The sequence below is a fragment of the Arthrobacter sp. Y3221114 genome (genome assembly GCF_059092625.1).
On the sequence record NZ_JBNHHW010000004.1, the window covers coordinates 485954 to 500247 of the forward strand.

Annotated in this window: 14 protein-coding genes; 3 read left to right on the plus strand and 11 right to left on the minus strand. The window is 69.0% G+C overall.

Annotation, left to right across the window (positions count from 1 at the left end; all coding sequences use genetic code 11):
• Nucleotides 1-88 precede the first annotated feature (88 nt).
• Both AC5RV3_RS11850 and AC5RV3_RS11855 read right to left on the minus strand, forming a co-directional pair.
• Nucleotides 89-2344 (minus strand): glycoside hydrolase family 15 protein, encoded by a 2256-nt coding sequence (locus tag AC5RV3_RS11850; protein WP_494122295.1) that lies wholly within the window; start codon nt 2342-2344, stop codon nt 89-91.
• 47 nt (nt 2345-2391) lie between these two features.
• Nucleotides 2392-3258, minus strand: coding sequence for a glycerophosphodiester phosphodiesterase family protein (locus AC5RV3_RS11855; protein WP_494122296.1), 867 nt, complete (start codon nt 3256-3258; stop codon nt 2392-2394).
• 100 nt (nt 3259-3358) lie between these two features.
• Between AC5RV3_RS11855 and AC5RV3_RS11860 the strand changes: the two genes are divergently transcribed.
• Nucleotides 3359-4720 (plus strand): DUF445 domain-containing protein, encoded by a 1362-nt coding sequence (locus AC5RV3_RS11860; RefSeq protein ID WP_494122297.1) that lies wholly within the window; start codon nt 3359-3361, stop codon nt 4718-4720.
• A gap of 107 nt (nt 4721-4827) precedes the next feature.
• On the opposite strand, the gene AC5RV3_RS11865 is transcribed toward AC5RV3_RS11860, so the two are convergent.
• From AC5RV3_RS11865 to AC5RV3_RS11880, 4 genes are all read right to left on the minus strand, one after another.
• Complete coding sequence (locus tag AC5RV3_RS11865) at nt 4828-5811, minus strand: 5-oxoprolinase subunit C family protein (RefSeq protein ID WP_494122298.1); 984 nt, start codon at nt 5809-5811, stop codon at nt 4828-4830.
• A gap of 3 nt (nt 5812-5814) precedes the next feature.
• Nucleotides 5815-6423: a 5-oxoprolinase subunit B family protein gene (locus AC5RV3_RS11870; RefSeq protein ID WP_494122299.1), complete on the minus strand. Its 609-nt coding sequence runs from the start codon at nt 6421-6423 to the stop codon at nt 5815-5817.
• 1 nt (nt 6424) lies between these two features.
• On the minus strand, nt 6425-7246 hold the full coding sequence (locus AC5RV3_RS11875) for a LamB/YcsF family protein (RefSeq protein WP_494122348.1): 822 nt from the start codon (nt 7244-7246) through the stop codon (nt 6425-6427).
• Between the two features lie 71 nt (nt 7247-7317).
• Complete coding sequence (locus AC5RV3_RS11880) at nt 7318-8256, minus strand: hypothetical protein (RefSeq protein WP_494122300.1); 939 nt, start codon at nt 8254-8256, stop codon at nt 7318-7320.
• Between the two features lie 176 nt (nt 8257-8432).
• Here AC5RV3_RS11880 and AC5RV3_RS11885 point away from each other — a divergent pair, with 176 nt between their 5' ends.
• Nucleotides 8433-8681 carry a DUF6458 family protein gene (locus AC5RV3_RS11885; protein ID WP_494122301.1) on the plus strand — a complete coding sequence of 83 codons (249 nt, stop codon included), beginning with the start codon at nt 8433-8435 and terminating at the stop codon, nt 8679-8681.
• 67 nt (nt 8682-8748) lie between these two features.
• On the opposite strand, the gene AC5RV3_RS11890 is transcribed toward AC5RV3_RS11885, so the two are convergent.
• The 3 genes from AC5RV3_RS11890 to AC5RV3_RS11900 all read right to left on the minus strand — a co-directional run bounded on the left by AC5RV3_RS11890 (nt 8749) and on the right by AC5RV3_RS11900 (nt 9573).
• A complete protein-coding gene (locus AC5RV3_RS11890; RefSeq protein WP_494122302.1) occupies nt 8749-8901 on the minus strand; it encodes a hypothetical protein in 153 nt (50 codons plus the stop codon).
• Between the two features lie 15 nt (nt 8902-8916).
• A complete protein-coding gene (locus AC5RV3_RS11895) occupies nt 8917-9150 on the minus strand; it encodes a hypothetical protein (protein ID WP_494122303.1) in 234 nt (77 codons plus the stop codon).
• 192 nt (nt 9151-9342) lie between these two features.
• Nucleotides 9343-9573: a hypothetical protein gene (locus AC5RV3_RS11900; RefSeq protein ID WP_494122304.1), complete on the minus strand. Its 231-nt coding sequence runs from the start codon at nt 9571-9573 to the stop codon at nt 9343-9345.
• Nucleotides 9574-9852: 279 nt separating this feature from the next.
• On the opposite strand from AC5RV3_RS11900, the gene AC5RV3_RS11905 reads away from it, so the two are divergent.
• Nucleotides 9853-10386 carry a hypothetical protein gene (locus tag AC5RV3_RS11905; RefSeq protein ID WP_494122305.1) on the plus strand — a complete coding sequence of 178 codons (534 nt, stop codon included), beginning with the start codon at nt 9853-9855 and terminating at the stop codon, nt 10384-10386.
• A gap of 51 nt (nt 10387-10437) precedes the next feature.
• On the opposite strand, the gene AC5RV3_RS11910 is transcribed toward AC5RV3_RS11905, so the two are convergent.
• Both AC5RV3_RS11910 and AC5RV3_RS11915 read right to left on the minus strand, forming a co-directional pair.
• Nucleotides 10438-10740 (minus strand): GNAT family N-acetyltransferase, encoded by a 303-nt coding sequence (locus AC5RV3_RS11910; protein WP_494122306.1) that lies wholly within the window; start codon nt 10738-10740, stop codon nt 10438-10440.
• Between the two features lie 65 nt (nt 10741-10805).
• On the minus strand, nt 10806-14234 hold the full coding sequence (locus AC5RV3_RS11915) for a bifunctional proline dehydrogenase/L-glutamate gamma-semialdehyde dehydrogenase (RefSeq protein WP_494122349.1): 3429 nt from the start codon (nt 14232-14234) through the stop codon (nt 10806-10808).
• Nucleotides 14235-14294 lie beyond the last annotated feature (60 nt).

The window sequence follows — 14294 nt, forward strand, 5'->3', positions numbered from 1 at the left end:
AGTAGCCGGGAAGGCTGCCGCGGTGCCCCGCCCCCAGCCGTGGATATCGCTGTGGAAACTGTGGACAGGGCCGGGGACTCGGCTGCGGCTACACGGCTTCCTGCGCGTGGCCGTTGATGGCGTCCGCCGCACGGATCAACGCCAGGTGCGAGAACGCCTGCGGGAAGTTGCCGGCCATCCGTTTGTTCACCGTGTCGTACTCCTCGGCCATCAGCCCCAGGTCGTTCGCGTAACCGACCAGCCGGTCCATCAGGTCGCGGGCGTCGCCGATCCGCCCGGAGCGGGCATACTGTTCCACCAGCCAGAAGCAACAGGCCAGGAACGGGTGCTCGCCCGGAGCCAGCCCGTCCAGCCCCGACTCGGTCCGGTAGCGCAGGATCAGTCCGTCCGCATCCACCAGCTCCCGCTCCAGGCGGGCGACGGTACCCAGCATCAGGTCGTCGTCGTACTTCACGAAGCCCACCTGCGGCAGCACCAGCAGCGAGGCGTCCACCTCGGTGCCGTCATAGGTCTGGGTGAAGGAGTTGATCTCGCGGTTGAAACCGTGCTCCATGATCTCCTCGCGCAGCGTGTCGCGCAGCTCCGCCCAGTGCTCGGCTTCGCCGTCCAGGCCGTGCTCCTGCACCGCCCGCACGCCGCGGTCGAACGCCGCCCACATCATCACCCGGGAGTGGGTGAAGTACTTCCGTTCGCCGCGCATCTCCCAGATGCCCTGGTCCTTCTGGTCGAAGTGCTTCTCGATGTAGTGCAGCATGGCCTTCTGCAGCGGCCAGGAGAAATGGTCCTCGGTGCCGCCCATGTTGCGCAGCTTCTCCAGCGCGACCATGACCTCGCCGATCACGTCCGCTTGGTACTGGCCCACCGCTCCGTTTCCCACCCGGACCGGTGCCGACCCCTCATAACCGGGCAGGTGCGGGATGATCCGTTCCTCCAGGTCGCGTTCCCCGGCCACCCCGTACATGATCTGCAGGTCTTCCGGATCGCCGGCCACCGCGCGCAACAGCCAGTTGCGCCACTGCAGCGCCTCGTCTTCGTAGCCGTGGGTCATCATCGACTCGAGCGTCAACGCCGCATCGCGCAGCCAGACGTAGCGGTAGTCCCAGTTCCGTTCCCCGCCGAAGGACTCCGGCAAGGAGGTAGTCGGCGCGGCGACGATCCCGCCGGTCGTCTCGTGCGTCATCGCGCGCAGCACCAGCAGCGAACGCTTGACGATGCCGTGGTAGTCCCCCTGGGGCGGGAACCGTGAACACCAGTCCTGCCAGTACTGCACCGTTTCCGCGAGCGCTACATCGACGTCGATCCCCGGCGGCACCGTCCGGTGGGACGGGAACCAGCACAGTTCAAAGTCGACCGTCTCGCCGGCCTTGACCGTAAATTCGCCTTCGTGCCGGCGGTTCGCGGCGTGCGGCAGGTGCTCCCCGTGCAGCACCAGCGCGTCCGGGCCGGCGATGGCGACGATCGATTCCCGGCCGGTGGTTTCGTCGTGCACGCGGTTCACCCACGGCACCACGTCCCCGTAGTGGAACCGCATGATCAGCTCCTGCCGGATGGTCATTTCGCCGGAAAGGCCCTCGACCCTACGGACAAGGGATGCCCGGCGGTCGCCCACCGGCATGAACTCGGTCACCAGCGCCTCGCCGGTGTCGCTCTTCCAGCGGGTCTGCAGCACAAACGTCGACTCAATATAGGAGCGTTCAACGACGACGGCGGACGGCGCCTCTGCTGCTTCCGCTGCCTGTGCTGCCTCCGTGGCGTCGTTGCGGTCTCCCGCAGCCTCGGTGCGGGCCGGTGCCGACACAACGCCGCCGCGGGACAAGGTGTCCGTGACGGTCGAGCGGGCGGCCCCTGCCGCCGTCGGGCCGCCGGTGGCGCCGGCGGCGGCCAGGGATGCGCCGGCTTCGGTGGCGCCGGTGGCCGCCACGGATGCACCGGCTTCGGCGGTGCCGGCCGCGTCGCCGGTTTGTCCGGCTTCCGCGGCCCCGGGCCTCACCCCGGCGGTCTTTCCGGCCTCGTCCGTCGCGGACCGCCCGGAGTTCTCCGGGGCTGCCGACACTGCTTCATTTTGTTCCCGCGTGGAGACCGGCGGCCTGCTGCGTTGGGTTTCCAACGGGTCCTTGCCCGGTTTGCCGTGCACATCCGTCCCCGTCGGTTCCCCGCTCTGCGGGTGCGCACCGTCCGGGGCCAGCAGCCAGCGGCCGTGCCCGGGGTACCCGAGAAGCGCACCGAAGACGGAGGGAGAGTCGAAGCGGGGAAGGCAGAGCCAGTCCATGCTTCCGGACCGGGACACCAAGGCTCCCGTGTGCAGATCCGATATGAGTGCGTAGTCCTCAATTGGAGATGCCATTACTCCACTCAATCACACGGGACCCCGGTTGCGGCAACGGCAACTTTTCAGGCTGGTGCGGCCTGCAGCTGCCTGCGAACCGCGGCCGGCCGGTTGGTAGTAATTTCGCCGAAGCTCAACTCCCGGCACAGCTCCACGTCCTGCGGATCGTCCACCGTCCAGACGCGGAACTGCGTGCCGGCGTCGAGCCAGCGGCGGATGAGCGGCAGATGCGAGCGCACGTAGTCCACGCCGGGTCCAGCCCACCCGACGCGGTGCGCCTCGATCAGCCCTTCGCCTTCGGACAGCGCCCGCCGCAGCAGTACCGCGACGGCGCCGACGGTCAGCTCGCCCATCATCAGGCTGGCCTTGAGTTCCTCGGCGTCGATGTCATCCAGGAGTTGGCAGAGATACTGGCCGGGTATGTGCTCGGCCAGGTACTTCACGGCGTCCGGATGGAAGCTCATGAAGGACACCTGGATATTGTCCAGCCGGGAGGTCTCCGGATCCCAGCCCTCCGCCATCAGGTACTTGAGCACCTCGTCTTCCAGCTCCTGCCCGTACGGGCTGGGGTGCTTGAGCTCTATGGCCAAGCCCAGCGGCCGGCCGGCGTCCCGCATCAGGTCAACCAGGTCGTCCAGCGTTACCAGTTGGTCGGCCGTGCCGCCGTACTCGGCCGGAATCGGTGTGCCCTTCCACGAACTGACGTCCAGTTGCAGCAGCTCGTCCAGCGTGTGATCGGACACGTTGCCGGTACCGGTGGAGGTGCGGTCCAGCGTGAAGTCGTGGAAACAGACCAGCCGGCGGTCTTTGGTCAGGTGGATGTCGCACTCAATCCCGTCGGCGCCGTCGGCGATCGCCTGCAGGTAAGCGGCCCGCGTGTTCTCCGCATACTGCTCGCTGGAACCACGGTGGGCGTAGATCCTCTGGTGCATAAATTCACCGTACGCGATGACCGGACATCCGGACCCGCCGTAGGGTTGACTGATGGGTGAACGAACGATGATCGTTCGGCAATTCGGTTTCGGAGGCAACATGGGCACTCAGACGGGCGGCGGCGTCGCACCTGAAACGGCGGAAGGGCAGACGGCCGGATTCGCGGCGCAAAACATCCCCGGGAGCGTGCCGAGAGGCGGAACGAGCCAGGTTTCCGTGTTGCCGGACAGCGTCCGTGCCGCTGGCCTGCGGCGGATGAAACTGCTCGCCACGGGGTTGCTGCTGGTTTTGGCAGTGGTCTTCGTGGTGTCCTTCGCGCTGCAGGACCGCTACCCGTGGCTGAGCTATGTCCGGGCCGCGGCCGAGGGCGGAATGGTGGGCGCACTCGCGGACTGGTTCGCCGTGACCGCACTGTTCAAACACCCGATGGGGCTGAAGATTCCGCACACCGCGATCATCCCGCGCCGCAAGGACCAGATCGGCGCGAGCCTGGGCCAGTTCGTGGAGGAAAATTTCCTGGCCGAGGACGTGGTCAAGGCCAAGATCGGCTCCCTGGGGATCACGGCGAAGGCCGGTCTCTGGCTGGAACGGCCGGAAAACACCGAACGGATTGCCCGCGAGGGCGCCACGGCGATCCGCGGAGCCTTGACGGTCCTCAATGACGAGGACGTGCAGGAACTGATCGAGTCACTGGCACGCCGGCACCTGATCGACCCGCAGTGGGGACCGCCGCTGGGCCGGCTGGCCGAGCACCTGCTGCGCGACGGCCACCACCTGAAGCTGGTGGACCTGCTGCTGGACCGCGCCGCCGACTGGGTGCTGGACAACCAGGACACGGTGGCGCGGCTGGTGTCGGACCGCTCGCCGACCTGGGTCCCGCCGTTCCTGGATTCGCTGGTCGGCGACAAGGTGCATCTGGAGTTGTACAAGTTCCTCATCGCGGTGCAGGCCGACCCGGATCATCCGATGCGCCAGCAGTTGGACGGGTACCTGAACTCGCTGGCGCAGGACCTGCAGCACGATCCGGAGATGATGGCGCGGGTGGAAGCGATCAAGCACAACGCCTTGGGCGACCCCGAAGTGCGTTCACTGGCGGCCCGCACGTGGGAGACGCTGAAGACCGCTCTGTTGGAGGCGGTGGAGGATCCCCAGAGTGGGTTGAGCCTGACATTCAAGCGGGCGGTCCGGGACTTCGGCCACCGGCTGGCCACCGACGCGGAACTGGCGGCCAAGATCGACGGCTGGATCGAGGAGTCCGCCGGGTACCTGGTCCGCACCTATCGTTCGCAGATTGCCGCCGTGATCACCGAAACGGTTGAGCGCTGGGATGCGCAGGAGACGTCGCGGAAGATCGAACTCCAGGTGGGCCGCGACCTGCAGTTCATCCGGATCAACGGCACCGTGGTCGGCTCCTTGGCCGGGCTGGCGATCTTCACGGTGGCCACCGCCGCCTTCGGCTAGCCGGCGCTGGGCTCCCTGTGGAGCATCCGCTCCAGTTCGTGACTAGCGCTCCGGTTTGAACCGGAGCCCGAGCCCGAAACGGAGCGCAAGGTCCACCTCCGGGGGCCCTAGCCCGCCCAGAGAAAGCGGAGCCGTTGGCCGGGCCTGGCCTGGGCCAGCAGCGGGAGGTCGGCCGCTTCCACCACGGCCGGCACGGGGTAACCGCCGGTCACCGGATGGTCGGCCAGGAATACGGTGGGCAAGCCCGACGGCGGCACCTGCACCGCGCCGGTGACCATGCCTTCGCTGGGCAGTTCCCGGTCGACCGCGCGCTGCAGCGGCCGGCCGAGCAGGCGCAGCCCGATCCGGTTGCTCTCGGCGCTGACCGTCCAATGGCCCAGCACCAGGCACTGGCGCGCGTCGGCGGTGAACCAATCCAACCGCGGGCCGGGTTGCAGCCGCACTGTGACGGCAGCGGCGGGCGGCACCGGCACCGGCGTCCAGAGGGAATCGACGACGGGCCGTTGGACCGTGCCGCGTCCGTGGCCGACGACGGGCCATTGGCCCGTGCCGGCGGGCGCGGCGGCGACGTTGGAACCGGTCCGCGCGGCCGGTTGAACGGCCCCGGTCTCCACCACGTCCCCGTCCCGCAGCGGAGCCGGCCCCATGCCGGAGAGCAGATCCGTGGCCGCCGATCCCATCAACGTGTCGGCCACGATGCCGCCGGCCACCGCCAGGTAATACCTCAGCCCGGACGCGGCGGGGGCGATTTCCAGCCGCTGGCCGGCACGGACACGGAAGGGCCGGTAAAGATCCGGGTGGTCCTTCCGCGACCGGCCCGCTGCCGGTGATTTCCCAGCCGGGCCCGCCACCGAAAGTTTGCCCGTGGCCCCGGTCACCGCCACCACCGTGTCGGCGCCGAACTGCAGGACAGCGCCGCCCAGCAGCAGCTCCAGCCCCGCCGCAGTTTCGGGGTTTCCGACCAGGCGGTTGGCCGTGCGCAGTGCCCGGTTATCCAGTGCGCCGGACGGGCTCAGCCCGATCGCGGCATGGCCCGGCCGGCCGAGGTCCTGGACCAGGAGTTGCGGTCCCGCCGTGACCACGGTGATCACCGGCTACACCGCCCTGAACCGCACGCGCGTTCCCGGCGCAATCAGCGCCGGCCGCTCCCGCGCGGCGTCCCACAACCGCTCTTCGGTCCTGCCAATCAGCCGCCAGCCACCGGGCGACGCGGACGGGTAGATGCCGCTGAACTCGCCCGCCAGGCCGACCGATCCGGCCGGCACCCGGGTCCGCGGTTCGGCCAGCCGCGGCACCTGCAGCGGGTTTCCGGGGGCCACCAGGTAGGCGAAGCCCGGCGCGAAGCCGGTGAAGGCGGCACTCCATTCGCACTGCTGGTGCCGGTGCACCACTTCCGCCTCGCTCACGCCCAGGATTCGCGCCACCTCCGGCAGGTCCTCACCGGAGTAGTCCACCTCAACCGTGACCTCGTCGCCCGTGGTGCGTGCGCCGCCGTCGTGCGGTGGTGTCTGTTCCAGCCAGCGGCGGACGGCGTCGGCGGCCGCCGGATCGTCGAAGGTCACCAGGATGGTGCGGGCCGCGGGAACCAGCTCCGTCACGCCTGGCGGCGGCGCAACCTTGAGTGCGTCGTAGTGGGCCAGGACGTCGTCGAGGGTGTCGAATTCGGCGAGCAGGGCGCCCGCGCCGAAGGGCAGGATCCGCACCCTACCGTCCAGGGGTGGGGGGCCCGGAGGGAGTGGGAACGGGTGCCGCGCCGGCGGCGCGGGAATCGCCGGCGGCGGGCGGGCGGTGGCCGGCCCCGTTGCCGGCCGCACCCGTGAAGGGACGCAGCGGGATCCCGGCCGCGGCCAGCCGTTCCCGGACCAGCCGCGCCATCGCCACCGCGCCCGGGGTGTCGCCGTGGACGCAGAGCGAATCCGCGGCTCCGCTACGGGCGAAGTCCACGGCCCGGTCGGCAATTTGCTCCAGGTCTTCCAGCAGGGCGCCGGGCTCGCCGCGCGGAATCAGCGTTCCGTCCGCCCGGTAGCCGCGATCCACGAACGCCTCCCGGAACACCGGGAGTCCAGCGGCGGCCGCCAGCTCAAGCGCCGCGGATCCGGGCAGCCCCAGGAGGGGAAGCCGGGGGTCGAAGGCGCCGATGGCCTCGACCACCGCCGCGGCCTGGCTACGGTCGTGGACTATCCGGTTATAGAGCGCGCCGTGCGGCTTCACGTAAGCCACGCGTGCTCCCGCGCTCCGGGCGATCCGGTCGAGGGCGGCGAGTTGGGCAGCCACGTCGACGGTCAGGTCGGCCGCCGCGACGTCCAGGGTCCGGCGGCCGAACCCGGCCCGGTCCCGATAGGAAACGTGCGCGCCCACCGCCACCCCGTGCTCCACGGCGCGGCGGCAGCTGGCCAGCATCGTCTCGTCGTCGCCGGCATGGTAGCCGCAGGCGATGTTCGCGCTGGTGATCAGCGGAAACATCGCGGCGTCGTCGCCCATCAGCCGCCCGTCGACCGATTCCCCGAGATCGCTGTTCAGGTCGATCCCCGGCCAACCCCCCGATTCAGCTCCGCGTACCGCCTCGCCGCCGCCGGAAGGTCGGCTGCCGGATGCTGTCACGGCCCGGTTCCCTCCTCGTCGGGTCTGCCGGCGGAGCGGCTGCGGGCGTCGCCGTCCTGGTCAGCGGACGCCTCGAGGGCCGCCGGCGTCTTCCGCCTGCGGCCGGGCAGCCTCTCCAGCATGCCGGCGGCTACCCGGCCGGGCACCGCCGGCAGCTCGCCCAGCCGGTACCGGTTGTCGGATAAATCCTCCACCAGGGACATCGGCAGCACCAGCGGGGGCTCCCCGAAGGCGGTCCGGGTGGCGTCGATGACGCGCCGGCCCATCACGTGGTTGCCGGCACCCCCGACCGCCGCGCCGATGCCGAAGGGGACCGCCCGGCCGAGCATCGCCGTCCCCTGCTTGGCCAGCAGTTTGGTCAGGAAGCGCTTCTTCAGGCTGTCCACCAGGGAGCTGACCATGCCGGAGGGCATGCTGCTGCCGACCGCGTTTCCCCAGGCCCGCGACGGATTTCCGCCGCGGCCGCCGGCCTGCCCGGCGAACTCCTTGATCAGGGAGCTGCCCTCGTCGCCCATCAGGATGGCCATCACCATGGCCTGTGAGCGCTCCGGGTTCTCCGTATCGATGCCATGCAGTTCGGCGATTGACTGGGCGAACAGGGCAGTGGCTTCCAGGAAGCCCACAGTTGCCGCCGCGGAAAGGCCCAGTGCCGCCACCGTGCCCACGCCCGGTACGACGGCGGATGCCCCTACCGCGGCACCGCCGGTGGTCACCGCGGCCAGGTATTTCTTTTCCAACTTCGCGGCCAGCTCGGCCGGCGTTGCGTCCGGGTTCTTGCGCCGCAGCCGGTCCAAGTGGGCCAGCACCAGCGGCCGCTGGACGTCCAGCGCCTTCATGATGCCGGTCGTCACGCCGGGCTTTGGGTTGCCGTGCTTGTCGAATGCCGCGTCGGCGGCGACGCGCATGGCTGGATTGATCTTCCGTCCTCTGGCCACAAACCCTCCTGGAGCAATCAGCACCGTGATGGTGTTCCGGCCTTAAGCGTAAGTCACCGGTTGCGGGACGTTCCTCCCAACACCAAGTATGCTGACAAAGCACCGCGTACTTCCTGTACGACGGCCGGAGGCAGCGCCTGCTGCGCCGGCCGCCCAACCTAAAGGAGTTGCTGGCTATGAGAATCGGATCATCCATTGCCTTGATTGCTATCGGCGCAATCCTGGCCTTCGCCGTTGCTGATGTCGTGGATTTCATCGACCTGACGCTGATCGGCTGGATCCTGATGGGTGTCGGCGTGCTCGGCCTGATCATCTCCATCATCATGGCCATGCCGCGCCGCGAGCACCGCGTGACGGAAAGCCGCCGCGTCGAGGATCCGAACACGGGCGAGACCATCCGGCGGGACGAAACCCGCGGCCTCTAAGCACACAGGCTGAGGCACCCGCCTGCCCGCGGGCCCCACGGCCCGCGCGCGGGCCCGCCGTCGGCGATCAGCGGGGTTTTTTGCTGCCCAGCGCCACGAGGGACAGCACAATGCCCGCCCCGCACACCAACGTGGCCAGGTAGGCCAGGCCCACGCCGTCCTCGCCGCCCATGCCCAGCGTCAGGCTGAGCGGCAGCCAGAGCACGGCCCAGCCGAGCACCGCGAACAACGGTGCCTACCGCTCGCCGCGGGCCGTCCAGCGGTAGGCAAAAACCGCGAGGACGACGACGGCGATGGCTCCGGCCAGAGCGAAGCCCGCCAAGGTGCCGCCGCCCTCCGGGTCCTGCCGCGAGCCCAGCGAGAAGGCTGTCAGGGTGTCGATGGCCACGACGATTACGCCCACGGCGATGGCGAACTGCAGGACGTTGCCGGCCTGGATCAGCAACATCCGCCGCACGTCGGGCCTCATACCGTATTCCTCCCGTAGCTCCGCCCGCTTGGGGCCCCTCCTGCCACCCTATAGAAGGCAGGCAGCGCACCCGGCTCGCCGGGCGTCATCCGCAGGACCGGCTTGCCCTTAAACACGGCGCACCTGGAAAGAGGGCAGTGCCCCGGCGCAATCTTCCACCGGGGCACTGGTAGGCGCTCTAGCCGGCAGCTATTACCAGCGGACCTTTTTCTCGGGCGGTCCCTGCCGGCCGCTGGCGTGCTTCGGCTTGTGGCTGTTGCCGATGCTGTGCCAGCCGGCCAGGTCGCCGGCATTGGCCGCGCGGCGGGAGGCCAGCTTCGCCTGTTGGTCCTCGGTCAGTTTGGCCGCGGCGGCCGGAGCGAGGTGGATGTTTAGTTCACGGGATTCGGCGGGCTTAGGCGCACGCGGATCGATGTCAGTCATGGCTCTCCTTCGGTATTTTCAGGAGCCTGCTGGAGACTGGTCCGCCGCACCAGTCGTAAAGACTAAAGACGCCACAATACCCGGAGCATCATCCGGGCGAGAGCGGGGGTGGGATCAGGGAACCACTCGCGAGGTACAGCCTCAGCAAGCCTTGTTTGGTTGTCGGCTTGACCGGTCCAAGACCTGGTTACTCGAAAATCAGAATTCCCATGGCGCACAGCCTAACAGCGCCGCCCGGCATCCGGTAGATTCAAGCAAAAGCCGGCGAGAAGGGGGACCATGTCCGCATCACAGTTCGACCAGCGGTACGACTCGATCTACCAGCGCGGCGGCGAAACGCCCGGCACTCCGCGGACCGCGGCCCGGCCGGCCGCGGCCCGGCTCCCCCAGCCCGTCACCGCGCCGGAGGTTCGGTTCAGCCCCGCATCCCCCTCGGCCGCGACGAATTCGACCGTTGCGACGGACCTGAGCGCCGACAGCGCAGCCCAGGCGACCGGGATTGCCGAAGTGATTCCGCCCGACGCCGTCGTGACGGCGGGGCCGGCAGGTGTGGCACGCAACCGCTGGAAGGTCAATCCGTTCCTGGCGGCGATGTGGGTGCTGGGCCTGGGGCTGGCCGGGTTCGGAGTGTGGGGTTCGATTGCACCGCACTTCATCGAGATGGACGCCATGCTCGGCCCCACCAGCATCTACGGGCCGCCGTGGATTTTCGTCCTGACCTCCATCGCGCCCATGGTCCTGGTCGCCGGACTGCTCACCGTCGCCGGCACCTTGACCTTGCACGCCGTCAGTTGGATGCGCCGGCACCCCTGACCGCACCGGCAACCCGGCGGCGGGACCCCGGCAGATCGCGTCCGGCGGATCCTATTCGGGGCTTTCGGGCCATTCGACGTGCGGCTCGTACTCCGGATGCTTGTGCAGCCAATCCGCAATGTACTCGCAGTACGGCGCGATCTTCCTCCCGCCGGCGACCACGTCGTCCAGCGCATGGCCTGCCAACTTGCCGGCGAGGCCCTGGCCGGCGAACTCATCGAACACCCGCGTATGGGTGAACGCCACGCTTCCGCCGTGTGCCTGAATATCGGTGTACCCGGCCAGGGACCCGGCGGCCAGCACCTCGTAGCGCCTGAGATCCTCGTTCAGCCGGAAGGAGAGGTTGTCAGCCATAGCCCGAGCCTGACACACCCGGGCGGCGGTGCAAATACACCGCCGCCCGGGTGGGCTGCCGCCGGCTAGATTAGGCCGTCGGCCAGGTGGTTGGGCGTGCCGAAGCGGTGCGCGGTGATGCTGACGGCCTGCTCGTGCAGGAACGGCAACATCTCCACCCGGCCGGCTTCGGTGACGTCGTGGGCATAGACCGCCACGTCCGGCCGCCCGCCGGTGGCGACGGCGAGCGCCTTGGCGTCGCCGCCAATCAACCGGATCCGCCCGGCGTTGAGCCGCGGCACCCGGTCCAGCCAGGCGTCGTCGTCCTCCACCGCCACGGCAAGATCCAACTCCGTAACCACTGCCTGCAATGCCGCGGGAAGCTCGACGGCGGTGGACACCGTTACCTCGGATCCCGCCTGCACGCCGGCGGCCAGCACGCGCACCAGCTTGGCCAGCGGCTCGCCGTCGGAGAGCCGGACCGTGACCGGCACGGGCAGGTAACGGAACACGTTGCGCTCGGCGGTCAGGCCGGACACGTCCTTGGCCACGCCGAATTCTGCGGTCCAGGCCGCCGCATCCGAACGCAGCGAGCGCTCCAGCACGGCGAGCTCGTCCGCGGACAGCGCCCGGCCCGCGCGCCGGGCCGCCTCCAATAGCTTCGCCGCCGCGCCGTCGAAGTCGGCGGTGGCCGTGGACGGCGCGGTCTCCCAGTCGCCGAGTCCGATCAGGTAGTTCGGTCCCCCGGCCTTGGTTCCGGCCCCCACCGAGGACTTCTTCCAGCCGCCGAAGGGTTGGCGCCGCACAATGGCGCCGGTGATCCCACGGTTCACATAAAGGTTGCCGGCCTGGATGTTCTGCAGCCAGTAGTCCAGCTCATCCCGGTCCAGCGAATGCAGGCCCGAGGTCAGGCCGTACTCGATGTCGTTGGTGATGGCGACCGCCTCTTCCAGCGTTTCGGCGGTCATCACCCCGAGGATCGGGCCGAAAAACTCGGTCAGGTGGTAGCGCGAGCCGCGCTTCACCCTGGTGCGCACGCCCGGGCTCCAGAGCTTGCCGGTCTCGTCCAGCTGTTCCGGCCGGATCAGCCAGCTCTCGCCGGCGCCCAGCGTGGTCAGCCCGTCCAGCAGCTTGCCTTCGGCCGGGGCGATGACCGGGCCCATCTGGGTGGCCGGATCCTGCGGATAGCCCACCTTCATGGAGGTGACCGCGTCCACCAATTGGTTGCGGAAGCGCGGCGACGTGGCGGCGGATCCCACCAGAATCACCAGCGAGGCCGCGGAGCACTTCTGCCCGGCATGGCCGAACGCGGAGTAGGCAACGTCCCTGGCGGCCAGGTCGAAGTCGGCGCTGGGCGTGACGATGATGGCGTTCTTGCCGGAGGTCTCGGCCAGCAGCGGCAGGTCCGGGCGGAAGGAGCGGAACATCTCGGCGGTCTCGTAGGCGCCGGTGAGGATCACGCGGTCCACATCCGGGTGCGAGACCAGCTGCCGGCCCAGTTCGCGCTCGCCCAGCTGCACCAGCTGGAGCACATCGCGCGGCACCCCGGCTTCGTCCAACGCCTCCCACAGCGCTTCCACCATCACGGCACCGGTGCGGGCCGCCTGCTTGGCAGGCTTGATCACGACGGCGGAGCCCGCGGCGAGCGCCGCAAGGGCGCCTCCGGCGGGGATCGCCGTCGGGAAGTTCCACGGCGGGGTGACCACGGTCAGCCTGGACGGAACGAATTCCGCGCCGTCTACCGTGTCCAGCATGCGCGCCAGCTCGGCGTAGAAGTGCGCGAAGTCGGCGGCCTCGGACACCTCCGGGTCTCCCTGGTCCAGGGTTTTGCCGGCCTCGGTGGCCATGACCTCCAACAGCCGGGCGCGGTTGGCATTCAGTTTGTCGCCGGCCTTGTGCAGCACCTCGGCACGTTCGGCGCCGCTCATCGCGCCCCAGCTCTTGGACTGCTCGACGGCCGTGGCAATCACCTGCTCCAGCTGCGCCTCATCCTTGACCTCGGCGGCGGCAACCGTATCGATGCCAAGCTTTGAGCCGGGTACGCGGGCCAGGATCTCCCGGCCCCAGGCCAGGTTGGCGGGCAGGGACGGATCGGTGTCCGGGATGTTGTCGAAGGAATCGACGGGCCGGGCGGGTTCGGGCTTGGTGCGGTCTTGCTGCCGGTTCGGTTCCGGGACGTCGTCGTCGAGGTTCTCGAGCGAGGCGAGGAAGCGCTGCTTCTCGCGCTCGAAGAGATGCTCGTTCTTACTGAGCTCGAAGACCGCGGACATGAAGTTCTCGTTGCTGGCGCCTTCTTCGAGCCGGCGGATCAGGTAGGCGATGGCCACGTCGAACTCGCCGGGGTGGACCACCGGGGTATAGAGCAGCAACGACCCGACGTCCTTCTTCACCGCTTCGGCCTGGCCCTGGGCCATGCCCAGCAGCATCTCGAAGTCAATGGCCCCCGCGAGGTGTCCTATGCCGCGCTGCTTGGCCAGCAGCCAGGCGAACGCGACGTCGAACAAGTTGTGCCCGGCGACGCCGATCCGCACGTTGCCGATCCGGTCCGGGTGCAGGGCGTAATTGATCACGCGCTTGTAGTTGGTGTCCGAGTCCTGCTTGGTTCCCCAGGTGGCCAGCGGCCAGCCGTGCAGCGACGCTTCCACGTGCTCCATGGGCAGGTTGGCGCCCTTGACCACGCGCACCTTGATCGCGGCGCCGCCGCGGGCGCGGCGGGCGGCGGCCCACTCCTGCAACCGGATCATGGCCTTCAGTGCGTCCGGCAGGTAGGCCTGCAGCACAATGCCGGCCTCCAGCTGCTCGAACTCCGGATTGTCCAGGATCCTGGTGAAGACCGCCATGGTCATCTCCAGGTCCTTGTACTCCTCCATGTCCAGGTTGATGAACTTGGGCTTCGGGGACCCGGCGGCCTGCCGGTACAGCGGCGTCAGGCTTTCGACGACGTGCTCCACCGCCTCGTCGAAGGCCCAGTGCGAGTGCGGTGCCACGGTGGAGGAGACCTTGATGGACACGTAGTCGACGTCGTCGCGGGCCAGCAGCCGTTTGGTGCCTTCGAGCCGGCGCTTCGCCTCGCGGCTTCCCAGGACGGCCTCGCCCAGCAGGTTAATGTTCAACCGAACGTCTTCCCGGCGAATCTTTGCGATGGCCGGGCCGAGCTTGGCGTCGGTCGCGTCCACGATCAGGTGGCCCACCATTTCCCGCAGCACCCGGCGGGCCACCGGAATGACCACATGCGGGAGGACCGGGGCCATGGTGCCTCCCACGCGCACGGCAGCCCGCATGTACCAGGGCAGGAAGGACGGAACCTTCGGTGCCAGCGCGGCCAAATTGCGGGCCGCAACACTTAGGTCCTCGGGCCGGATCACGCCGTCGACGAATCCCACGGTGAAATCCAACCCGTTCGGGTCATTCAAGACACCGGCCAGCTGTCGGGCGGAGGCGTCGGCGGGGACCTTCTCGGCCTCGGTCAGCCAGTGGCGGACCAGTTTGATGGAGTCGGCGGCGAGGTCGGCCATCTGCTCATCGGCCAGATGAGTGGTCTGCACCGGAGCCTCCTTCAGAGAATCGGTCACGGC

Coding starts and splice junctions, on each gene's coding strand:
- AC5RV3_RS11850 (WP_494122295.1), bottom strand. CDS start 2,344: ATGGCATCTCCAATTGAGGACTACGCACTCATATCGGATCTGCACACG.
- AC5RV3_RS11855 (WP_494122296.1), bottom strand. CDS start 3,258: ATGCACCAGAGGATCTACGCCCACCGTGGTTCCAGCGAGCAGTATGCG.
- AC5RV3_RS11860 (WP_494122297.1), top strand. CDS start 3,359: ATGGGCACTCAGACGGGCGGCGGCGTCGCACCTGAAACGGCGGAAGGG.
- AC5RV3_RS11885 (WP_494122301.1), top strand. CDS start 8,433: ATGAGAATCGGATCATCCATTGCCTTGATTGCTATCGGCGCAATCCTG.
- AC5RV3_RS11895 (WP_494122303.1), bottom strand. CDS start 9,150: ATGAGGCCCGACGTGCGGCGGATGTTGCTGATCCAGGCCGGCAACGTC.
- AC5RV3_RS11900 (WP_494122304.1), bottom strand. CDS start 9,573: ATGACTGACATCGATCCGCGTGCGCCTAAGCCCGCCGAATCCCGTGAA.
- AC5RV3_RS11905 (WP_494122305.1), top strand. CDS start 9,853: ATGTCCGCATCACAGTTCGACCAGCGGTACGACTCGATCTACCAGCGC.
- AC5RV3_RS11910 (WP_494122306.1), bottom strand. CDS start 10,740: ATGGCTGACAACCTCTCCTTCCGGCTGAACGAGGATCTCAGGCGCTAC.
- AC5RV3_RS11915 (WP_494122349.1), bottom strand. CDS start 14,234: ATGGCCGACCTCGCCGCCGACTCCATCAAACTGGTCCGCCACTGGCTG.